Origin of the sequence: Synoicihabitans lomoniglobus (assembly GCF_029023725.1) — a bacterium.
Taxonomy (GTDB): domain Bacteria; phylum Verrucomicrobiota; class Verrucomicrobiia; order Opitutales; family Opitutaceae; genus Actomonas; species Actomonas lomonigloba.
Genome location: NZ_CP119075.1, coordinates 226,476 through 251,758 on the forward strand (window position 1 = coordinate 226,476; position 25,283 = coordinate 251,758).

Annotated in this window: 3 protein-coding genes and 1 other RNA gene; 2 read left to right on the plus strand and 2 right to left on the minus strand. The window is 62.5% G+C overall.

What is annotated here, in order from left to right; translation table 11 throughout:
• Window positions 1-20: 20 nt before the first annotated feature.
• Together PXH66_RS00895 and ssrA are read right to left on the minus strand one after the other, a co-directional pair.
• Window positions 21-1,913: an ABC transporter ATP-binding protein gene (locus PXH66_RS00895; RefSeq protein ID WP_330929353.1), complete on the minus strand. Its 1,893-nt coding sequence runs from the start codon at window positions 1,911-1,913 to the stop codon at window positions 21-23.
• A 178-nt stretch (window positions 1,914-2,091) separates the two neighbouring features.
• Window positions 2,092-2,448, minus strand: a transfer-messenger RNA (tmRNA) gene (ssrA, locus tag PXH66_RS00900).
• Between the two features lie 223 nt (window positions 2,449-2,671).
• On the opposite strand from ssrA, the gene PXH66_RS00905 reads away from it, so the two are divergent.
• Together PXH66_RS00905 and PXH66_RS00910 are read left to right on the plus strand one after the other, a co-directional pair.
• A complete protein-coding gene (locus tag PXH66_RS00905; RefSeq protein WP_330929354.1) occupies window positions 2,672-3,502 on the plus strand; it encodes a response regulator transcription factor in 831 nt (276 codons plus the stop codon).
• 141 nt (window positions 3,503-3,643) lie between these two features.
• Complete coding sequence (locus PXH66_RS00910) at window positions 3,644-25,276, plus strand: LEPR-XLL domain-containing protein (RefSeq protein WP_330929355.1); 21,633 nt, start codon at window positions 3,644-3,646, stop codon at window positions 25,274-25,276.
• Window positions 25,277-25,283: the final 7 nt, after the last annotated feature.

A 25,283-nucleotide genomic window follows, 5' to 3' on the forward strand; every position in this document is an offset into this window, starting at 1 on the left:
GCCTACGAAGGGACGTGGGGTCATGCCGCACCTCCTGTCTCCGGGGACGCGGACCACTCGCCGGCGTCGATGAGCTGCAGGCGGGCGACCTTCAGATACGGCCCCGGCTGCCGGACGAGCGCATCGTGGGTGCCGCGCTGCACGATGCGGCCGTTTTCCATAACGATGATCTCGTCGGCCCGGCGCAGCGTGCTGACCCGGTGGGCGACGAGAAACGTGGTGCGGCCGGAGATCGCATTGTCGAGGGCGGTGAAGATCTCGTGCTCGGTTTCGCTGTCGATGGCCGCGGTGGGATCGTCGAGCAGGAGGATGGGTGGTTCGAGTAGGATGGCGCGAGCGAGCGCGAGACGTTGGCGTTGACCGCCGGAGAGGGTTTTACCGCTCTCGCCGAGCACGGTGTCGTAGCCCTCGGGGAGCGCCATGATGAAGTCGTGGGCGGCGGCGATGCGGGCGGCGCGTTCGACTTGCTCGCGGGTCGCGTCGGGGTGACCAAAGGCGATGTTGGCGGCGACCGTGTGGGAGAACAAAAAGCTCTCCTGAAAGACGATGCCGATATTGCGACGCAGATCGTCGAGACGCAGATCGCGGGCATCGATGCCATCGAGCAGGAGACGGCCCTGGGTCGGGTCGAAAAAGCGCGGAATGAGGCTCATCAACACACTTTTGCCCGCGCCGGTTGCGCCCAGGATGGCGATGCAACGACCGGCCGGCACGTGCAGGTCGATGTCGCGCAGCACCGGGTCAATGCCGTCGTAGGCGAAACCGATATTGTCGAAGCGCACCTCGCCGCGCAGGCGGGGGTGCGCGGTGGCATCGGGTTTGGCGGCCACCTCGATCGGGGCGTCGAGAATCTCAAACACGCGCCGCGCCCCGACGAGGGACTGTTGGATGGTATTGACGAGGGTGGCGACCTGGTTGACCTGACCGGAATATTGTTCGAGCAGACCGGCGAAAACCACGAGACCGGCGCCAAGGGCGAGTTGCCCCTGGATGACGAGCCAGCCGCCGTAGCCGAGCAGCACCATGATATTGACGCGGGTCAGAAAACCGACCGCCGGGGAAAACAAACTGACGCGCCAGAAGATGCCCTGTTGTTGGCGCAGCATCGCGTCATTTTTGGCGTCGAAAGCGGCGCGGTCTTCGGGCTCGCGGCCAAAGGCCTTCGTGACCTGGGCGCCCTCGATGCTCTCGACGAAGTGATGAATGAGGCCCTCCTCAAGCTGGCGATTGGCGGCGTAACGCGGCTGGATGTGGCGCGAAAAAATCACCGACATCACCCACAACACCGGAGTGGTGGCGAGACAGGCGAGGGTGAGCGACACGCTCAATCGCGCCATGTAGGCGATGTAGATCGTGAGCGAGATGCCCATGATCACCACTTGGATGAGCACCTGATCCACAAACATGCGCACGGCCTGCACATCGCCGGTGACCCGGGAAATGATCGAGCCGGTGGTATTGGCGTCGAAAAAGCGGAAGCTCAGCCGCTGGAGTTTTTCATAAATCTCGCCGCGCAAATCGACGACCAGTCGCTCCTGCACGAGCCGGTTGACTGCGATGGTGTAGGAGAAGTTGAGCACAGCGCGCAGCAGGGCAAACGACAGGATGGCCCCGGCCACCAGCCCGACGACCTGCAAGGGGGGCCACGATGGCGGGAGGGAAAGTCCGAGTGGTCCGACCGGAAAGGGGATGACGGGACCGATGACCTCGCGTTGAGCCAGGACGTAGCGGATGTAGTCGATGCCGAGCCCGGTGAAGCTCAAGCCGCTCAATCCCAGCAAAAGCAGAAACAACTGCAGCCCCAGCACCTTCAGGCAGTCGGCCCGGTAGCGCCAGGCGAGCCCAAACAAACGCCGAATCAGAACGGCGTTGGTGTAAGGTGAAGGACGGGGCGATGACGCGGAGGCGGACATGACGACGAGCGAAGGGACGTCGTTCAAACCAGCACCGCTGGCAGGGGGTTGGCGACTTGTAACCGTCAGAGTCGCACAAATGAATCCGGAAGGGGCGCGGCCTCCGCGCTGCCTTTCAAAAAGAAAAGCCCGCCGTCGCACGAGGCGAGGGCGGGCAATATTTTGGCCGAGCCAAAAGTGGTGGAGGTGGCGGGAATTGAACCCGCGTCCCTGTGACCTTCACGGCCCGCATCTACCGGTATAGGTTCAAATTAATCTCGCTCACGTCAGGCATCGAACCCAGCCAAACGCTCGCCAACCCCCGGGTCGAAGATACGACGCAAACTCCGCGGGTCGCAGAATGCGTTATGCCTGAAGTCGGCGATCGCGTCAGCTATCAGGTGTCACTGGGCGATCGTCACTGCGTTATTTAAGCAGCGAGGGGCATTTCTTCGTAGGTGCCATTTATTTTGTGTCGAAGGGGTTTTAACGAGCGACCTTCATACTCGACCGGCAGCGAGACGATCCAACCAGAGGTCGAATCCAGAACACCCCCAAAAGTCAGGTTGGTCGCCGGGGCGGCCGAGGACTTGGTGTCTGATTGAGAACTCGCTCAATCAAAGAACAGATCGGTCAATCTGCGCCCTTTTTAGCCGAAAGCAAGCGCCGCTTGCATGGGGCCCCGGGGGTTGCCGGTGATATTGATGCCGAGGCAACGGGGTGATTTTACACCTTTTTTAGTGCATTAGACCCGGTTGTAAGCATGGTCGCCGTTTGTTTTGATTAGCGAAGCCCACCTGAATCAGTTCAGCCAAGCCAGTGTGCAGCTCTATCGCCCGGGCTTGGGTCTGGGCAATTATGCGGAGCGGGCGTTCGGATTTTTGTCTCAGCTGGTGTCGTCGGAGTTCATCGTTTTTGGGGCATTGGATTTGCAGACAAAGCAGATGGAAATGGCGCTGAATGCGTCCGTCCCGACCTTTTCTCCGGCCATGGAGGCCTTCGGGGAATTGATGACAAAGTATCCGTTGTTTCGCTGGGACCCCGAGGTGAACCTGGGGAAACCATTTACGCGGAGTGACTTTTATTCCCGTCGCGAGTTCGCTCAGACCGACATTTTTGCCGAGGTCTATGACCGGTTGGGCATCGACGATCATTGTGCGATATTCGTGCCCGGGACTGAGGGGGAAGTCTGCTTTTTCGGGGTGGAGCGCTACAAGGGACAGGATTTTTCGGCCGAGGAGCGCACGCTGTTGGAGTTCGCGCAAAACCATCTGGGCAACGCGCGCGAGCTCGCCAAAGCCCGCGATCGCCTCTCGCAGGATGGGGCCCGTCCCGAGGCTCTCGTGCGCGCGGGACTGACCGTGCGTGAGGCCGATGTGCTGATGTGGCTGGCGGAGGGCAAGAGCAACGAGGAGATTGCGATCCTGCTGCGTCTCCAACTTTACACGGTCAAAGGTTACGTGAAAACGATCTTTCAGAAAATCGCCGCGCCCAATCGGTTGGCGGCGGCATTGTGGGCGTTGCGGGTGAGCCGGGAGGATGAAGTGCGCAGCCTCGCGCCACAGGACCGGCTCGTGACGGTCTCCGTGGCCGATGGCTCGCCCGACTAGATTTTGCCGCCGCGGCGCTTTCCCCCCAAAGAGGGGTTTGGACCTGTCGTCGCACAAGGTATGGTTTGCCCCGTTAATGTTTCGTCCTGTCGCTACCCCTCCCGCTGATCCCCGATCCGTGCGCCCGACCCTCACTGGCTGATGGCGGTGCGTCGCGCGGAATTTGCTGATCGGTTTGCCGTCGAGGCCCTCGAGCCTCGCGTCATGTTGTCGGCGGATGGATTGGGCGTGGGAGCGGTTGGTTTCGATGCCGGGGCGCGGCTGGAAATCAATGTTGCCGCGGACGATTTTAACGGTGGATCAACGGCGCTGATTGATGGCGGTGACAGTGATGACTTTGGCGATGTCGACACGCCGATCGCCATGGCCGATGAAATCGTCGAGGCCACGTGGACGGCGGCGGCGGGCGGCGATTGGGCCGACGCGGCCAACTGGCAGGACGGGCATGTGCCGGTCGCGGGTGACGATGTCGTGATCGATGGTTTGGGCGCGGATGCGACCATCGAACTGGCAGGAGACACTCCCGCCTTTTCCAGTTTCACGATCAATGGAGGCACGGTCGCCATCGACGGCTCTTTGCAGACGGGGACACTAACGGTGGCGGATGGCGCGACGTTGCAGCTCAGCGGGAATGGCGCGAGCTCGATCACCGGAGTTGTGTCGATTGCGGCCGGCGGGACGATGACGCTGACCGACACTGCTTCACTCAATTTTTCCGGTTCGACCTGGACTCATGAAGGCAATTTTTCGCTGAGCAGCGGCACTGGTTTTGAGCAGTCCGACGGCGCGGTAAACATTGATGGCGGCGAATTCCGCATCGCGGAAGGAGCCACTGCCCGCATGACCTACACGTGGGCCGACTTTCTGGTCAACGGCGGCGAGTTGATTGTCGATGGTCTGCTCGAGGGACAGGGCAATACCGAAATCAACATCTACGCGGGTGCCACGTTGAGTGGCCACGGCACCGTGTCGAACGATCGCGCCGTTTCGGTTTACGGGACGGTTAATCCCGGCGACGGGGCAGGGGGCGTCGGCACCCTGACGATCGATGCCGATGTCTTGTTCCGCAGCCAAACCGATGATCCCGCCAACCCTTGGTCGTTGCATCTGGACATTATCGACGCTGATCAGGCGGACCGTCTGGTCGTGACCGGGAGCGCGGAGCTCAATGCCCATGGCGAGGTGACCTTGGATGCTTCCGCCGCTGACTTCGGCGACACCGCCACCGGCACTTTGATCGACACCGACGGGCGGTTGATCACGGTCGGCACGGCGCTGACCACTCCAATCGTGACCATCATCGCAGGCGCAGACGACACCGTCAGCAGTTCTTGGGTTGGCACCAACGGCCGGCTCACGGTTGAAACTTATTCTCCGCTGGTTGTGGCGTGGACCAACGCTGCCGGTGGCAATTGGTCCGACACCGCCAACTGGGCCAACGGCCGCGTGCCATCGGCCGGCGAAGGCGTCACCATCACGGGTCTCAACGAAGATGCCGTGATCACGGTCGATGGACTCGATCTCTCCCTGGGCAGTCTGTCGCTTGACGCGGGTGAGTTGGTCCTGACGAACGGGACGTCCCTCACCGTGAGCACGGGGGGCACGCTGAGCCTGGTCGATCTCACCTTGACCGGTTCGGCGCTGAATCTTTCCGGCGACGCCGTCGCGACGATCACCGGCGATGTGGCCATCGACACGACTTCCGAGATCGCCTTGGGCGGTTCGGCACAACTCACGCAAAGCGGGGGCAGCTGGACCTTGGCGGGCAGCGCGCGATTCAGCGTGGCGGGCACCGCCGCCTTCGCGCAGAATGGTGGCGTGTTCGCGTCCAATGATACGTCGGATGTGGCGTTCACCGAGTCCAGCACCTGGACGATCAGTGGTGGCGAATACCGCTTGAGTCCGACCGCCACGGCGGGATTGAGCGACGCCGCGGCGCTCACGGTCAGCGGCGGCACGATCACCTTTGGCGGCAGCGGTTCGAACTTATCGGCGGCGGCTTTGATCGAATTCACCGCCGGCACGATCGCGGGCTACGGTGCCTTGTCGGCAAATGGTGGCATCAACGTCGGCGGCACGATCAATCCGAGTTCGCCGGAGGGTTCCACCGGGTGGATTCAGATCAGCGGTGCGGTCAACTTCACCGCGGACTGGAATGTTCACCTTGATATTCTCGATGTGACGACGACCACCTCGGCGTCGATGGATTTTCTCAGCATCAACGGTGATGCGACGTTCGGCGGCACGGGGGCGGTGGTTCTCGACGCGTCCGCGGCCGACTTCGGGAGCACGGCGTCAGGCACCCAAGTGGGCGACGCTAGCGGCCTCTTTTACGTGACCGGCACCGCGACCGGCGCGCCGACCATCCAGGTCACCGACGGGGTGGACGACACGGTGGTCGGAGTCTGGGACGCCGATCGCGCCGCCATCGTCACCGAAACGTATTCACCGTTGGCCGCGACTTGGATCGCAGCGGCGGGAGGCAATTGGTCCGACACCGCCAACTGGGCCAACGGCCGCGTGCCATCGGCCGGCGAAGACGTCACCATTACGGGTCTCAACGAAGATGCCGTGATCACGGTTTCCGGTCTCAGCATCACGCTCGGCGATCTTTCACTCGACGGCGGTTTGGTCGTCGATGACGCGAGTGCGCTCACCCTGGGCAACCTGGCGGTCGACGGCGCGCTGACGGTTCAAGGGAACTCCACGTTCAATCTCACCGGCGCCACTCATGCGGTGGGCGGCGACCTGACGGTCGCGAGCGGATCCACGCTCGATATCAGCAGCACCGGCGTGCTCTCCTGGACCGGCACCGCTGTGAACTTGAGCGGCACGATGCGTCTTAACGACACTGCTCAGTTTAATCTCAGCGGCGGTGAACTGAACATTCTGGCCAGCGGTTTCCTGGAGTTGCTCGACCAAACGGTATTGAACCAAACCGGCGGCACGCTCGCGTTGGTGGCGGCCGACTCGGACATGGCGTTGAGCGATGACTCGACCTGGAACCTTTCGGCCGGCTTGGCGACAGTGGCGGACGGCGCGGTCCTGCGCACGCACTGGCGCACGACGATCAATTTCAGTGGCGGCGTGATCGAGCTCGACGGTGGGCGGATCGGCACGTCACCCGAAGTCGGATTTTCCGATTCGGTCTTTAACTTCACCGGCGGTGAATTGCGTGGATCCGGCACCCTGTGGATCGACAACGACGTGACCATCGGCGGCACGATTTCACCCGGATTGGGTGACGGCGGCACCGGCACGATCGTGATCGATTCCTACACGCCGGAAGCCAATACGATCAGTTTTGTCGCCGGCTGGCGGGTCAATTTGGACATCGCCTCCGCCGCTGACACCGACGTGCTCGAATTGCTGGGCGCGGTGAATTTTGCGGGAGCGGGCACCGTGGCCCTCGATGCCTCGTCGGCTGATTTCACTGGCGTCGATTCCGGAACGGTCCTGGCCGATCCGAATGGATTAATCGAAGTCTCCGGTGCCATCACGGGAGAAGAAGGCACGATCACCGTGACTTCGGGCGCCACGGACACGGTCGTCGGTTCGTGGAGCGAGACCGGACATCTGGTCGTGCAAAAGTATTCGCTGACCATGATCGCGTGGAGCAATGCCGCCGGTGGCGATTGGAACGAGGCGTCCAACTGGGCCGGTGGGATCATGCCCACGGCAGGAGACACGGTCACGATCAGCGGACTTGATGGCGACGCGACGATTTCACTGACCGGGAACACGCCGGTGCTGGCGGGACTCTCAATTGATTCCGGCGCATTGACGATCAACGGTGGATTGCTGACCAGCGATTTGACCGTATCGGGAGATGCGGCCGTGAGCATCACCGGTGCGGCGGACAGCGTGGTGACCGGAAATGTCAGTGTGGCGACCGATGCTTCGTTGGAGCTACGCAGTGGAGCAACGCTGACATGGTCGGGCGCGACCTGGCAGCAAACGGGCTTCTTCAATGTCGATGGAGTCAGCACCACGCTGGTGCAGACCGCCGGTGTCATCACGTTGAGTGATACCAATGTCTTTGCCGCCAATTCCGGTGGCACCATTCAGCTCAGTGGCGGTGAATTTGAAGTGCCTACCGGCGCTTACCTCAATTTTTATCATTCCAGTAAGCTCACCATCGATGGCGGCAACCTGATGCTCAGCGGTGGCACGGTGTCGGCCTACAATGAATCCGTGGTCACGTTGTCCGCAGGAACGATCGCGGGCGTCGGGACCTTCATCGTGAACCACGAAATGAATGTGGCCGGCACGATTCGGCCGGGGGGCGACGGCGCCACCGGCACGCTCAACTTCGTGCAAGGCGAGGACAATGTAGACGGCGCCATTTCATTCACGGGTGCGTGGGCCATTGAACTCGATGTATTGGGCGCGGCTGATTTTGACGTGCTGACGTTCGACGCCGCAGTAAGCTTTGGCGGCACCGGCGCGATCGCCGTCGACGCCTCCGCCGCCAACTTTGCCGACACGGTGGAAGGCTCGGCGATCAACGGCATGATGACGGTCGACGGCACCGTGACGGGTGACCCGACGGTTAATGTGACCGCGGGCGACACTTACTCGGTGACCGCGGACTGGTCGGGTGCGGCACTGACCGTCGCCACGGTCGGAGGCATCTCCGCCACCACGGCGGCCGAGATCATCAACGACGGGCTCACGGCGGCGACCGCGACACTCCAAAGCATGCTCGGCGGATTCAATCTCGGCACCATCGACTTTGCCGGGCAGGGCCGGACCGCCTGGACCGTGCCCACGCTGCCATCGGCCCTGACGGATTTGTTCAACCTTAGCGCGCTGAGCGATTCACTCGCGCTGCCCGCGATCGATGCCGCCACCTCCACGGCGGATGCCATCACGGCCTTGGAGGCCGCCGGTTACACGGTCACGACTCCGGGCACGGGGGCGGATCTGGTCGCCACCCTCGCGCGCAACGTGGCGACAGACCGACCCGTTGACGGTGGCTATGCCGGTGCGACTTGGAGTTTGCCCGACGGCCTGCTGGCTGGAGTCGCCGACGAAGTGACGTTAGCTGCAGTGCTCAAGCTGACCGCGACGCTCATGCAGAACGTGGTCTTCGAACTGCGCGACGGCGTCTTCACTCTCCTTTCCGATACCTATCTTGCGCTCGCTTTGGCGGGGGGCGCGGCGCTCTCCGGCACGGCGCGGCAGAGCAACCAAACGGTCGCGACAACCGGCACCTCGACGTTTGATGTCGACGTGCGCGTGCACCATGCAGAGGGCGGAACCACGGCGTCCGCGGCCGGCACCGTGGCAGTCGAACTGGCATTGGCGGGTGAACCCGTGGCGCTGAGCTATGGCAACACTTACACTCTGGCGCGCGACGTCGGTTCGCTTTCCACCACGACGACATCGACCGAGACCTTGACCGGCGTGCTCACGCTCGCGGGGGTGACCGATAGCGAAGGCGTCTCCACGACGTTTGCGCTGAACGGCACCGAGGCCGGCGATGGGTTGAGCTGGACGCTGGCCGGAGCCGGTAGCGATCTGCAATGGCTGACCTTCGCGGTTTCAGGCTGGAGCTTTAGCGTGGGACTGAATGCGTCGACCTTTGCCGGCACCGGCTCGTTTACCACCGCTCTCGATTTCCTCGCTGGTGACGACGGAGCCCCGAGCACGACGCTCGCCGCGACCTTCACGCAGGACGAATTGACCTTCACGGGAACGCTGGATGCCGCCTCGATCGCGGTGACCAATCCGGCGGGTGGCATCTATCTCGACATCACAACCTTCAGCTCGACGACGACGGTCACCGGTGATCTCGACGCGGGCACCTGGAGCGGCCAACTCACCTTCAGTGGCGGTGAGAGCGACTTCACCGCAGGCGGCGATACCTTTGCCGGAACGATTACCGATGGGGACGATGCCGATGCGTTTGCGGTGGAGGGGTCTTATGATTTCGCGACCCAGGCTTTTTCAACGACCGTCGATCAACTCGAACTGGTGGCGACGACGATCGTTCGCATCGCCGCGGCCGGAGTGGTGCTGCGTCACCAGCGCAACGTGACCGAAGAGCAGGAGCTGCTCGCGATGGCCGATGTGCCGGTGGAACTCCTTTTCCTGACCAGCGCCCCGAGCACCGGCCCTCCGAGTTTTACGGCTGCCAGCCTGTCACTCCGCACCAACGGACTGACGATTGGTTCCGGCAGCCTGACCACCGATTCTCTTACCCTCGGTGAAGGCATTGCCTTGGCCGACGTGTCCGTGAGTTTGGACGGATTCTCGTTCCTCGACGGCACGACGATGGGCCACAATGTGGCGATCACCGCCGCGAGTGCGGCGCTCTTTGACGGCAACGGCGAATATGTCGCCACGGCCGGAACGTTGAGCGGCACCTATGATTTTTCCAGCGCGACCGATCGGTTGGCATTGAATGCGGAGGAGTTTGATCTGAATGCGGCGGGTGAGTTCAGTCTGAGCCTGAGCGGCGTGGCACTGAGACCAGAGTCCACGGTGGTCTTTTCCGCGACGGATGTCACCGTCACATTCGACGGCTTAGGGACGGAGGGCACGATCAGTCAGCTTGCGATCGCGGGCGATGGCACGCTCTCATTCACAACGTTCGACATCGATGACGGGGCGGTCGGGCAGACCGTGCGGCTGGGGGGAATTCTGTCGTTTACCGTGACCGCGGTGGAGGTGGGGTTTGCCGAGGACACCAACGGCAACGGTGTGCAGGATGAAGGCGAGGCGATCTTCACGCTCGCCCATTCATTCCTGCGGGCCACCGGCACCGTCGATTTTGACGCCTTGGCGATGTTGCCCTTCGCGACGGTGGTAACGATCGGTGCGACCACGCTTGATGACGGGACGGACACGGCGGAGGTCGATCTGCGCAGCGTTGACGGAACGTTGATGCCTTGGGCGAGCGACGCGATCGGGTTGGGCCTTGCGGGCATCACGATTGGGGATGTGTTTGCGCTCTCGGGCAGCGTCACTCTCGGTTACTACGCCGCCGGTGCATGGTTGGCCGATTTCGGTGGCTCGCTGGCAATCTCCGCGAGCACTGTTGCCGATGATTTGTCGGGCAGCCTGACTGCGACGATCACCGGATCGGTCGATGTCGAGACCGGTGTTCTGACCATCGGCGCGGAGTTTGCCATAAGCTTCACGATCGGTGATTACGTGAACGTCACCGATGCGGCGATCGGCTTTGGGATGACGGTCATGACGATCGACGGCGAGTCGGGTGGTTTCACCTTTGCGGAGCCGAGCGTGGAGCTACAGTCGGCGTCGGTGGGTGAGATTGCGGTGACTTTCGGGGCGCTGCTCGAACTTTCCGCGACCGAGGCGACGTTTGATTTCACGGCGACGGGGGACGAAGTCATGCTTTCGGTCGGGAGCCTCACCGCCGCGCTGCCGGGTATCGGCCTGTCGGGCACGGCGTCCAATTTCGCGGTCGCGGCCAACGGCCTGCCCGTGCCGCTGGAGGACTTCGGCGTTTCGTTTAGCTGGGATGCGACGGCGAGCGGCCTTATTCCGATCCCGGATTGGCTACCGATCTCCGTATCCGTTTTTGAATTGAAATGGCCTGACCTGGTCGCGGACCCGCTCGACTTCACCCTGCGGCTGAGTGCTGAGGTGGGCATCGATCATCTTGCCGGTTCGGACCTCACGATTTATGGTAGCATCGAAAATCTGATCATCGACATCGGCGCGCTCAAATCCGGCGCATTCCCAATCGTGGGTCTCGGCGAGGTGGCACTGGCCGTCGGGGGCAATATCTCGACCGCCAAGGTCTCGGCGGGGCTCGTGCTGGGCATCCTGCGCCTCGACGCCGATGGCAACGAAATCGCGGCCGACGACACCACCACGCCGGTGGCGGACGGAATTCTTTGGGGCGCGGTGCAGGGCGCCATTAACGTCGCGGGTTACGGCGGATTGCAGATCTATCTGGGGCTTTCCGAATTCGGCCCGCTGCAGGGCTACATCAAGGCGACCGTGCCCGTCACGATTCCCTATGTGGGCATCGCCTTCACCGACTTCCGGGCCGGCATCACGTTCAATTCCTCGCTGCCGTCGATCGACAGCGCCCTGGAGCTGCAGGAGCATCCGGAGTTCACTCCGGCGGGAGATCTCAGTTTCTCTCAGTGGCGCGACTTGCTGAAGACTTCCCTGTCCAACCAAGTTGCGGCTCACGCCGAGGCGGGTAACTTCGGGGTCCTGCTCAATCCGTTCACGATCGAAGGCGGTGTGACCATCTTCTCGATCTACGCGAGCACGGCATCGTTCAACATCCAGGCCGACTTCAAGATGGATTCGACGGGCAATTTCCTCGCCCGAGGCGCGTTCCAGCTCGGCGGCACGATCAGCTTCACCGCCAATCTCTACATCAACATGAGCGACTTCATCACCGAGGGTGAGGGAAGGGTTCTCTTCCTGGCGGAACTGCCCAACGAGCTCCCGGTGGCGATGATTTACGGCGAGCTCTCCTTTGACTTCGGCGAAACGGTCGATCCGGACAATCCACCCTCTGCGCCGTTCGAGCAGTTCACCATCCGGCTTGCTGGGGGGGCGCGACTGGAGGTGGCGGGAATCCCCGGGTTCGCGCTCGAGGGCAGTGTGTCCTTCGAGGTCGCGCTCAATGCGCCCAGCCTGCACGTCATCATCGACGGCCACGCGGCCCTGCCGTTCCTGGGAGACGTCGTTGGTCTCGCGGGCGACTTCCGTGTGTTCTTCGGCGCCGACGAAACGGTGGAGCTGGCCGGCATTCTCGCCCTGGCCCCGGCCGACTTCACCTTGCTCGAAGCCCTGGGTATCACGATGGATGCGGTGACACTGCTGCGTTTCAACACCACCAGCGAAGCGATCGACTACACGCTGACGATTGCCGGCCAAAGCGAACCGCGCACCTTCACGGTTGATGCGGGCGAGGCGAGCATTCTCGTCGAAGGTGTGATCGGCCTCGCGCCTCTCGGCACGGAACTCTTCCGCCTGGGCGGCCTGTTCAGTATGACCTTCTCGGCCAACGGTCTCGACGTGCTCGCGGCCGGCGAGCTCACCGCCGGGCCGGTGGCCGCGCCGTTGCTGCGCTTCAATGCCACCGGCTACCTGCACTTCGAGGTCGTGGGAATTGTGCCGGGCGTCGCTGCGCAACTTACCCTCGACCTCGATCCGGATGACGACGTGCTGGCCGCCGTCGGGCTCCAGCTCGATGGCAGCTACCAGTTCATCATGAACACGACGGGCGAGGACGTGGACTTCGCGCTGCCCACGGAGTTGGCCGCCACGGCTGCGGTGGAGCGGATTCATCTGCCGCGGGGACCGCCGTCGCCGGATGGCGAGAGTGTCGGTGAAGCCGGCGCCTACCTCATCGTGCGCGCCAACGGCACGCTGAACATTCTCGATGCCGTCGCCATGGAGGGGGTCTACGATCTCACCATCGCGGGCGGGGTGCTCGAACTGGCGTTCGACGCGACCGTGCGTCTCGGCCTAGGCGAAGTGACGTTCTACTCCTACGCGGCGACTGGCCGTTTCCGGATCGATGACAGTGGCATCTACGGGCAGTCGGAACTCGAACTCGACGTGTCACTGGGTCTGCCGATCCTCGGACTGGGTTTCAGTTTGGACGCTGATTACTTGTTGCAGGTCAACACGACCGGCGAGGACCAGGTGCTCGATGATGTCGATATCGAAGGGGGCAACTATGCCCGGGTTCGCGCCGAAGGCAGCCTGACCGTCGGTCTGCTCCAGCTCGATGGAGTCTACAACATGGCCGTCGGCCTCCATGGTTTGGACGTTGCCGCAGCGGGGTCGGTGAGCATCGGCATCGGCGATGCGATCCTCTACTCTTACGGCTTCGCCGGTGCGCTGCGGATTCAGGAGGATGGCATCTACGCGAGCCTCGACCTGAGTGTCACTTACAACGGCGGCACGGCCTACGGATTCAGCTTTGGCAGCGACGCGAGCTATACGCTGAGCTTTAATACGACCGCGTCCGAAATTGACGGCGTGCCGGCCGGGCTCGGTGCCCGCATTCGCGTGATCGGCACCTTGATCATCGGCAACTGGGAAATCGATGGCTCCTATGATCTGACCGTTACGACGACGGGAATCGCGCTCAAGGTTTCGGCGGCGCTCGTGATGCGAGCGGGCGAGGACGAGCTGTTCAGCGTGCCGCTGGATTTTGAAATCGAGCTAACCTTCCCGGGCATCGTGGAAGAAGTCGAACTGGCGATTTCGCTGGATGATCTCGGCATTGATATCCCGGGTCTCGAACTGAGCGGTGTGGCCAAGGTGATCATCAACACCACGGCGGAGGCGCAGGGTGACATTCCGGCGGGACCGATTCTGCAGTTCACGATCGATGGTCAGGCCGTGATCGGCGGGTTGGCGCTCGACGGACACTTTGCGTTCGAAAGCTCGCTCAGCGGCACCACGATGGCGGCGGATTTCGCGGTCAACCTCGGTCCGGAGGAAGCGCCGTTGCTGAGCTTTACCGGCGAGGGCTCGTTCCGACTCGGACTGCTCGGCGTGGCGGGTTACGTCGAGATTGCGCTGACCGGAGGCGTTGAGACCTACACGGATTTCTTTGGCGCGGACTTTGTCTACTTCATCGAGGCCAACACCCGGGCCGTCCCGGTGACGCTCGGAGAGCGCGAGTTGCCGGCCGGACCCTCGGTGACGATTGGGGCGGCGGGCACGTTGTCGGTGGTGGGGTTTGATTTCTCCGGTGCCTACCGGCTGAGCGCTGGCTTGAATGGCGTGGAGATCGCGATGAATGCGAACGTGGCGATCAGCCTGCCCGATGTGAGCGGAGGCGGGGACGACTTCACGCTGATGACCTTTACGGCGGCGGGCGGACTGCAACTCGGGCTCGATGGCCTGGTGGCGGCGTTCGATGTGACGCCGGACTTTGTGGACTTTGCCGCGGTGGGCTTGGAGCTCAATGTCGATGCGACCTACTCCCTGCGCGTCAATACGACCGGCGACGCTCAGACTGTTGGCGACGTGGAGTTGGAGGCCGGTCATTATGCGCGGGTCACCTTCGCCTCCAGCCTGACTTACGGCATTTACCACTTTGATGGCCTCTACAGCCTTTCAATCGTCGACGACACCGCCGAGCTGCTGATGGATGCGGAAGTCGTCGCGGTGCTGCCGGCGATCCTCCCGGGCGGAGATGACATCGAGCTCTTCCGCATGGGCGCGCAAGGCGGATTGCGGATCGCACCGGAAGGCGTAGTGGCTGCAATCGAATTGGACGCCGGGTTGCTCGATCAACTCACCTTGCTGGATATTGCGTTGCCGATTGGCGCGACTCAGACCTTTGCCCTGCATTTCAACACGACCGGCGAAGCCCAGACGCTCGGTGAAGTCGAACTGGTGGCCGGTCGCTACGTGAAGGTAGTCACCACGGGTGAGATGCAGGTGGGACCGGCCCGCCTCTCGGGACTTTACAGTCTCATGGCGGGCGACACCGGGTTGGAAATCGTATTCGACGCCGATATCTTTCTTGGTGTGCCGGACACGGATCTCAGTCTGCTGCGCTGGCATGTGGAGGGCGGCTTCTCGTTGAGTGCGCGCGGCATCGCGGGGGCGGTCGAGCTGGAGACACCGTTGGGTCTGGCGGGGCTGGAAGAAGTCGGGCTCCAAATTGAAACCCTCGGCCAAGAGGCGATCCGAATCTTCCGCATCAATACGACCGGCGAGGAAGTGACGCTGGACGATGTGGTGCTGGAAGCGGGGCACTACATTGAGTTCATCACCTCCGATACGTTTTCAATTGGCTTCGCCCGCATCGTCGGCACCGCAACGTTCCGGCTCGGCAGTGAGGGACTGCTGATCGACGTGCATGGCGAATTGTTCTTTGGCCTGCCGGAGGTGCCGGGCTTCGAGGAGTTCGGGTTCTACGACCTGGACATCAACGCGGAGCTCGCGATCACCGGCGAAGGCATTTTCGGTCGGGCGGCTCTGACGCTCGGCGTCGACTCGATCGAGGTCGCCGGCATCGATCTGACACCCGACTACGACTACGGCATCTTCCTGTCGGTCAACACGACGGACTCGGCACAGGTGGTCGATGGCGAGTCCATCCGCGCTGGTTCCACCAACTTGTCCATGCGGATTTCATTGGGAATCGCCGGTCAGACCCTGGTGCAGGAAGTGCTCTTCACCATCGACTACGAGCAGCACGTCATCCTCGGATTGATGCGCGGCAGCTTCGACATCACGCTGGGGGATTGGAATCCGTTCCACTTCGACGAGACGGGCATCATGCTGTTGGCGGCGGACGGCATGGCGCTGGACCTGTCGCTCACCCTCGATGGCGGCGACGGCATTCCCGGAGTCACGCTCGACGGCGCGTGGAATCTGCGGGCGAGCACCTTTGCCGGGGCGACCACCCTCGGCGGCTACACTGTCGGTGAAACCGTGGTGCCCGAACTGGTATTTGATTCCGGCAGTGTGTTCCGCCTCGGCATGAGTGGCACGATGGAAGTCGGCGGCCTGCTGCTGGACGGTGACTACCTCTTCGAGATCGCCGATGGCATCGGTCTCTTCGACACGACACTCACCGTGACCTTTGACGCTACGCTGCGGCTCCAGATTGCGGATACAACGTTGCTGGCCTTCCACGCCGCGGGTGGTCTGCGGCTGGGCGTGACGGGAATTTACGGTGGCCTGGATCTCTCTCTCGCGACCGACGGACTGGATACCGATGGACTCGGCTTCAATCTCGACGCGACCTATCGGCTCGAACTCAACACGACGGGCGATGCGCAGACGGTCGGCGAGTTGGAGTTGCCCGGAGGACCCTATGCCCGGGTGCGGGTGGAGGGCGACCTGATCATTGGCGCGTTGCGGATGTCGGGCGTTTATGCGTTCAGTGTGGCGTCGGACGGTATCATGATCGACGCGACGGGGACGGTGTCGCTCGGCGTCGCCGGGATCACGTTCTACACCTACGATTTTGACGGCGAATTCGCGCTCGATTCGACGGGGCTCTACGCGAGCCTGAATCTCGACGTGGCGGCCAGCGGTCGCGACCAATACGGCTTCGGTTTCGGGGCCGACGCGAGCTACACCCTCGGGATCAATACCACCCATACCGAGCGCGACGGCATCGCGCCGGGCCTGGGTGCGCGGGTGCGGGTCGAAGGGAATCTGGAGATTGGCGATATATCCATCGCGGGCGTCTACGATCTGACGGCGTCGACCACCGGGATCGGCTTCGCCGCTTCGGCGGCGCTGGTGCTCAAGGTGGAGGACACGGTGCTGTTCGAGGCGCCGCTGGAATTCAGTTACGAGTTGGAAATCCCGGGCATAGTGGACGAGATCACCCTCGATCTTTCGGCGGAGGAGCTGGGCATCGATATTCCGGGTCTGGCGTTGGCCGGGGAGGCGGCGATTGTCATCAACACGACGGGAGTGGCGCAGGGTGACATCCCGGCCGGCCCGCTGCTGCAACTCGCGGTCAACGGCACTGCGACGGTGGGGGATCTGGAGCTGTCCGGCCGGTTTGGCTTTGAGAGTTCGCTCAACCGCACGCGCATGATCACCAGCTTCGACTGGATCGTGGGCGATGAAGCGGATCCGTTGCTCAGTTTTGCCGCGACTGGTGCGTTCAACCTCGGGCTTGATGGGATCGCCGGCATCTTTGATCTGCAGATCTCCGGTGGCGATGAGAGCATCACCGATCTCCTCGGCACGGATCTCACGTATCAATTGGTGGTCAATGCGACCACGAGCGAATACGAGCTCTTCGATCAGACGCTGCCGGCCGGTCCGCTTTACCAAATCGAGGCCCACGGCGCGATGCATCTGGCCGGCCTTACCTTCAACGGGGACTACGTGCTGCGGATCAGCGGCGACGGATTGCAGATCGCGACCGACGCGACGTTGAATGTCACGGTGCCTTCGCTGACCGGCGGCGACGACTTGGAAATCCTGAGCTTTGCGGTCGCGGGTGGCCTGGCCGTGGACAGTGCCGGCGTGGCGGCAGCTTACGAACTTTCGCTCAACTCCTCGGGGCTCGATGCGTTCGGCTTCGAAATTGATCCGGCGGCTTCTTATGAACTGCGCCTCAACACCACTGGCGAGTCGCGGACCTTTGGTGACATCGAACTCGAGGCCGGCGTTTACGGCCGCGTCGAGATCGACGGCACGCTTTCCTTTGGCATTGCCGAGATGACCGGACTCTACCGCTTGGAAGTCGACACGGCGGGCGTCGTCGAGCTGCAGTCGCAGGCGGAGTTGGTGATGAATCTGCCGGGCGTGGGCGAGTTGATGAGGTTCTCGCAATCGGGTGGCTTCCGGATCGATGGCAGCGGCGTTATCGCGGCCATGGATCTGGAGCGCAGCCTGGTCTCCGATCGGTTGGAGATCGCAGGAATCACGCTGCCATTCACGGCCGAGCAATCCTTCCTGCTGCGCGTCAACACCACCGGAGAGGCGCGGGAGATCGCGGGAGTCGACTTGGAGGCGGGCAACTACTTTGCGATCGATTCCGTCGGCGAGCTCGACCTGGGCTTGATCCATGGTCTGGGCGAAATGACGTTCCTCGCGGGCGACGGGGTGCTCGACATTCGTTTGAATGAAGAGGCCGTGCTCGGGATTCCGTTTACCGATGTGCAGCTTTATTCGTGGAATGTGCAGGGCACGCTGCACGTGGACAGTGCGGGTGCGTATGGCGCGTTGAGCCTTGATCAGCAAGTGGGGCTGACGGGCCTCGATTCGATCGGCATCGCGTTGGACGATCTCGGCATGGAGCAATCGCAATGGTTGATCTTCAACACCACGGGAGCGGAGCAGACGGCGGGTGATCGCACGTTGGAGGCGGGCAATTACGTCGAACTTGAGAGCACCGGATCGTTTTCCATCGGCGTGATGCGGCAGGTCGGGACGACCCGGATCCGTGGTGATGGCGAAGGTCTCACCGTCTCGGTCGATGGCGTGCAGTATTTTGGCATCCCGGGTGTATTCACTCTGATGGAAACGGGCATCAACGCGGATTTCCACATCACCGGCGAAGGCGTTTACGGACGCGCTCATCTCACCCAAACCCGCGACGGCATCGAAGTGGGTGGTCTCAATCTGATTCCGGAGCTGGACGCCGAATCCGTGCTGGCGATCAACACGACCGGTTCGACGCAGACCGTTGACGGTGTGGACTTGGCGGCGGGCACCTTCAACCTCGCCTCGAAGGTATCGTTCGAAGTGTTCGCGCAGCGATTCGACGGTCAGGCGATCTTCACGATCGATGCGGTGCAGGGCTTTGGCGCCATGCGGTTTGAAGGTGAAGTGGGCATTGGCATCGGCGATTGGGAACCGTTCACCTTCGACGCGGACGGCTTCATCGTGATCGGCGAGGCGGGCGCGGCGATCAATCTCAACCTGGCCCTGGCGGGCGGCGTCGGCGTCCCCGGACTGTCGTTTGAGGGCGATTGGTCCCTGCGGGCCAGCACCATGAGCGAAGGGATCACCATCGCGACCTTCTCCGTCGGGGGCATCGACGTGCCGGAAGTTTCGATCGAGGCGGGCACGATGTTGCGCACGCATCTGGAGGGTTCGATCTCGGTGGCGGGATTGGAGATGGTGGGCACGTTTGATCTCGGGGCGAACTCCACGGAATTTCACGTCACGACCGATGCGACGGTTTCCTTCTGGGGCATCTCCGCCGAGGTCCACGGCTCGATGTATATCCACCCGGCTCGCGGATTCGTGGCCAACGTCGAAATGGAATGGGGCGGCATCGACAACGCCTTCATGGAACTCGGCGGCCAGGCCTTTCTCCGGATCAACACCTGGGGCGGGGAATGGGGCGGAGTGCCGGCCGACACCGTCGAGGTGGGTATCAATGACGGTGTGATGCGGCTCGGGCTGACCGAACTGCGTGGCTGGGCGGCCTTCCAGTGGAGCGAAGGCGAGGCCCAACTTTGGGCGGACATGAGCTTTAGTCTGATCCCCGGTTTGTCGGCGCATGCCAGCGGCTGGATCAGCACGGACGGCGGCTACGACCTGGCCTTCTCCGGCGGCACCGACACGCCCTTCGGCGTCGACGGCATCATGACGCTGACCGGGACTTACGAAGGACGAATCAACCAGGACGGTTTGACGGGATCTTGGAGTGGCCGGATCGATTGGCCGACGGACTATTCCAAGGTAACCGGCACGATTGCGGTCACGGCAGATCGGTTGGAACTCGGCCTGAGCCTGCCCCGTTCGTGGTTGCTCGGCATCGGTATCATTTCCGGCGAGGTGCAGTTGGTGGCCGAGAATGGTCGTCTGACCATGAACATTGCCGAGTCCGCGCCGCTGCGGATGGAAGTGGCCGGCGGATTGTTCGACGCGCAGGTGTGGGGGACGATCACGTCGACCGGCCAAATTGATTTCAACGGCACGGCGAGCCTCGACATCGGTGATCAACGGTTCGTGCGCATTCGGGGCGATCTTGATGTGCGCGTGACCAATGCGGGCTTCAGCGCGGACATGTCGGGCCGGATCGATCTGATGAACCACGACTACACCAGCATCAGCGGGTCGGTGCGGGTGAGTGACAGCGAACTCTATTTGTCGCTGGATCTACAACGCGTGTGGTTGCTGGGTATCGGCATCATCTCGGGCCGGATCGAGGCCTACATGTCCGATGGCCGGGTCGGCTTTAACGTGAACGAATCCAGTCCCTTGCGATTGGAAGTGGCGGGCGGCCTGTTCGAAGCCCAAATTTGGGGCTACATCTGGTCGGATGGCATCATCAATTTCAACGGCACGGCAAGCCTCGACATTGGCGATCAGCGTTTCGTGCGCATTCGCGGCGACATGAACGTGCACGTTGGCAATGACGGTTTCAGCGGAGGTTTCACGGGTCGCATGGATCTGATGAATCACGACTGGGCCGGAGTGCGTGGCTCGGTGCGGGTGAGCGATGGCGATCTGGCTATGTCTCTCGAGATGAACCGCGTGTGGCTGCTGGGCATTGGCATCATCTCGGGTCGGATCGAGGCTTACATGTCCGACGGCCGGGTCGGCTTTAACGTGAACGAATCCAGCCCCTTGCGATTGGAAGTCGCGGGCGGCCTGTTCGAAGCGCAAATCTGGGGCTACGTCTGGTCGGACGGCGTAATTAATTTTAACGGCACGGCGAGCCTTGATATTGGCGACCAACGATTCGTGCGCATTCGGGGTGACCTCGAAGTGCATGTCTCCAACGCCGGTTTCAGTGCGGACATGTCGGGTCGGATTGATCTGATGAACCACGACTACACCGGCATCAGCGGTTCGGTGCGAGTGAGTGACAACGAACTCTACTTGTCGCTGGAGCTGCAGCGCGTGTGGTTGCTGGGCATCGGCATCATCTCGGGCCGGATCGAGGCCTACATGTCCGGCGGCCGCGTCGGCTTTAACGTGAACGAGTCGAGCCCCCTGCGAATGGAGGTCGCGGGCGGCTTGTTCGAAGCCCAAATCTGGGGCTACATCTGGTCGGACGGCGTGATCAATTTTAACGGCACGGCCAGTATGGATATTGGCAACCAATCCACGGTGCGCATTCGCGGCGACATGAGTGTGCACGTCGGCAACGACGGCTTCAACGGAGACTTCGCGGGTCGCATGGATCTGATGAATCATGACTGGGCCGGGGTGCGTGGTTCGGTGCGGGTGAGCGATGGCGACCTGGCCATGTCGCTCGAAATGAACCGTGTGTGGCTGCTGGGCATCGGCATCATCTCGGGCCGGATCGAGGCCTACATGGAGGATGGGCGCGTGGGCTTCAATGTGGACGAGTCGAGCCCCTTGCGGATGGAAGTCGGGGGCGGCCTGTTCGAAGCGCAGATTTGGGGCTACATCTGGTCGGACGGCCGGATCAACTTCAACGGTTCGGCCAGTCTTAATATTGGCAGCTCCACGCTGGGAGTCGTGGGCGATATGGATGTGCACGTGAGCAACGACGGCTTCAGTGCCTCGATTTCGGGCCGGTTGTATATGCCGGGGGATTCCGCCGCCTTCAGTGGCTCGATCGAGGCGGGCTCATGGGGCTTTACCATCGAGACGGCGGCGCGATTCGCACTGCTCGGCGGCACGGTAATTTTGGACGGCAGCCTGCGCATGGAAATGCGAGACGGAACCCTCACGCTGCGCACCGATGGTATCTCGGTGGTCGTGGGCGGCGTGCTCACGGGCAACGTCCGCGGCTTCATCGAGTCCAATGGCAATTTTGATTTCTGGGGTTGGCTGTCGTTGAACGTGGGTGACCGCGGTATCGTGGCCATCGAGGCCTCCGTGTGGGTGAGCATGCGATCGGTCGACGGAGTGCGCGCCTGGATGCACGGCAACGCCTGGGTCCTCGGTTCGCGGGTGGCCAGCATCAACAACTTCTTCGTGTGGGTGAACCGTGACGGCTTCGGCTTCGATTTCAGCGTGGGCTTCAGCTACTCCGTGGTGAGTATCAGCGCATCCCTGCGTTTCGAAGTGTCGAGCGCGGGGGTTTACGCCGGCTTCGACGGGAATGTGAACATCTGGGGCTTCTCGGGCCGGACCAACGGTTGGCTGGACACACGCTGGGGCCGCAACACCTGGCGTATCGATGGCACGGTGGGCTTTTACTACGGCGGCAACACCGGGGCCAGTGGTCACATTTACTTCGACATCGGCCATGATCGATTCCGGTTCACGGCAGAGGGTGAAGCGTGGGCCGGATTCCGAATTTTCTGGCTCGATACTTGGTGGATCGGGGCGCGCAGAAGTTCACGTTGGATCGGTGGATCCGTGCGGTTTAGTGCGGGTATCAATGTCAATGACGGGAGCCTGAATATTGGCATCTCCGGGGTCGGCACGGTGCACGTGCGGTTCCGCGGCGGATTCCGGATTTGGTTGTCCAACGTCGGCGGCTCCACCGTGTTTCTCGACGTCAACCACAACGGCGTCCAGGACGAGGGCGAACCCTCCACCATCGCGGATGAGGACGGCAACTTCGACTTCAGCAATGAGGTGACCACCGAGGAGGCACCGGAAGTCGCGGTCGGAGACACGTTGAACGGGGAAGGCGAAATGCCGGACCCGGCGGTGTTGCTCGGGATGTTGGCGACCTACGATCTGGATGCCGACGGGGCCATCGATGGTGACGAAGGCACGTTCTATCTGATCGGCGGCACGAATGTGTTGACCGGTGAAACGGCGGAGGGCGCGATCGATCTGGGCGGCAGCACGGGAGCGGGAGCGACCGCTTGGGCCGGTGCCACCGTGTTTCTCGATCTCAATGCCAATGGGGTGGCGGATGACGGTGAACCGACGGCGATCACCTCGGAGTCGGGCATCTACAATTTCAATCCGGCGACTGAAGACGAGGTCGTGAACCCGCTGGGCGCGTTGGCGGCGTTCGACACCAACGGCGACGGCGTGCTCGATGACGGGGAAATTCGTCTCTACGCCGTGAACGGTCAGGTGCCCGATGAGACCAGCGATACTTTCCAATATTTCCAGGACGAGAATGGCAACGGGTTGCTCGATGCCGGAGAATTGTTCGCGACGTTGACGTTGTCCGACATCGGCGACGCCGTGGCCGCATCGGCCCCGGCCGGGTTTATCAATGTGGTCGGCTCGCCGCTGGCGGTGTTCGATACGGACGGAGATGGCCTGCTCGATGCGAGCCTGACGTCGACCTTCCGCGCCGGTCCGACGCGCACCACGGTGCCGCTCACCGCAATTACTCCTTTGGCGTCAGGTATTCTTCCGATCGCGGATGCGGAGTTTGTCTTCGCGGACGCCAATGGCAACGGGGTCTATGATGCGGGTGAACCGCGCGTCACCCCGGACGCGAATTCAGGATACTCGTTTAAGGACAATGTTGTCATCAATCCGGCCGAAAAACTCGGTCGCCTCGCGCCGTTTGATACGAACGGCAACGGAATCATTGACCCTGAAGAAGGTGTGCTGGTGGTCGTCGGTGGCACCGACAACGACAACGGCATCGCCAACCCCATCGCGGCCACGGCGCTCGCCAATGGTTACGGGTCGGGCATCGAGCAAGCGATCAGCCCGCTCACTTCATTGCAGGTCGCTCTCGTCAATCAAGGCCTCACGCCGGATGAAGCGGACGATCTTGTCGTCTCGGTGCTCGGGTTGCCGGCCGGAGTCGACACCAATGGTTACAATCCGCTCGCCGTCGACTCGGGCAACGCGAATGACGATGGCGCGGTGCTGGGCGCCGGTGCCGCCCTGACCACGCTGATGGCAGGCGGTGCCGGGTTGCTCGGCAACAGTGCGGACGCCGGGGCGCAAAACGCGGTGCTCGCCTCGCTCGCTTCGACTCTCATCGCGAGTAACCAAAACAACCCCACCGGCACGCTCGTCAATCTCGCCGATTCCGCCACCCTCGCCACGGTGTTGACCGGGGCGGCGACTTCGCTCGGTCGCAGTGTCGATGCGGTCACGATCAATGCCGCTGCCGGCGTGCTTTCCACCGTCAACCGCTCGATCAACGCGAACGTGGCGGCCGGTGGCGCGGTCGATCGCAGCCTTGCCGCCACCAAGGCCGTGGTGCTCACCAACATCGCCGCCGCGTTCGGGCAGTTGGGTGACGGCACGATGTCCGATGCTGAACTGGCCGAAACCTTCTCGGCCGACGCGCTCGATGTGTTGACCGATGCGGTGGCACTCGCGCCTTCGATCGCTCCGGAAATCGCGCCGATCGAATCGGTGGTGGTCGCCGGCGGCGATGCTTACACTCTGATGGTCCCGGTGACCGACGCCGATACCCGGTTGCGCAATTTGACCTTCACGGTGACTTCGTCCGACGGTGCCGTGGTCGACGCATCCGCCATCGACTTTGCCTTCGCCGACGGCGTCTGGACCATGACGGTGCCCACGGTCGCTGTGCCCACCGGCACGACGGTTCTGGAGGTCACCGTGACCGACGGCGACGAGAGCGTGTCGCAACACTTCGAGCTCTCGCTTGACGGTCTCAATCCGCAGGTTCGCGTCGCCGATCCGATCGACAATCAAACCCTTTCCAGTGGCGACACGATGGCGATCGATCTCGCCGACCATTTTGCCGACCCCGATGACAACGCCGCCTACACGCTCATCGCGGTGGGTGAAAACAGCACCGTCGACGCCGTGATCAGCGATGGACAACTCGTGCTCACGGCGCGCAGTGATCTCAGCGGACTCGCGATCTTCGATCTCGTGGCCACCGACGATCGCGGCACCGTCAGCACCCGATTCTCGGTCGTGACGTATCCGACGCTCACGGTGAGTGACGCCGTGCGCTACGCCGCTGACGGGCAGGTCGAGTTCGATGTGACCTTGTCCAACCCGTCGTCCCAGGCGCTCACGCTCGGCTACACGCTGACCGCCAACGACGGCTCGCAAACGGCGGTCACGGGCGTCTTGCGCTTTGCCGCTGGCGAAACGACGCAGACGCTTTCCATCAATCCCGCGACCTCCGGCTTTGGTCGGGCGAGCGTGACTCAACTCAGCTTTGGCGTGGATGGAGCCTGGACGACCGGAGCCTTCTCGCTGGGCATCGACAACCGCGATCCGGCGCAACTGCTCGACCTGTGGCGGCGCCCGACGCTCTCGTTCGCGTTCACGCTGGTGTATGATTTCATCGTCGATGCGGCGGACGACGACGAAGCCCTCAATCGTATCTTCGGCCTCGCCGAGTCTGGGCCGAATGCGGCCTTCGAAGTGATCGCGACGAGCGAATTGGCGCTCGGCGTGCACCAAACCACCACGGGTTCGGATCTCGTGGCGGCCACGTCCATCAAGGCGCTGGAGCGGCCGCGGGCGCTGGCTGGCATCTGATTTTTAC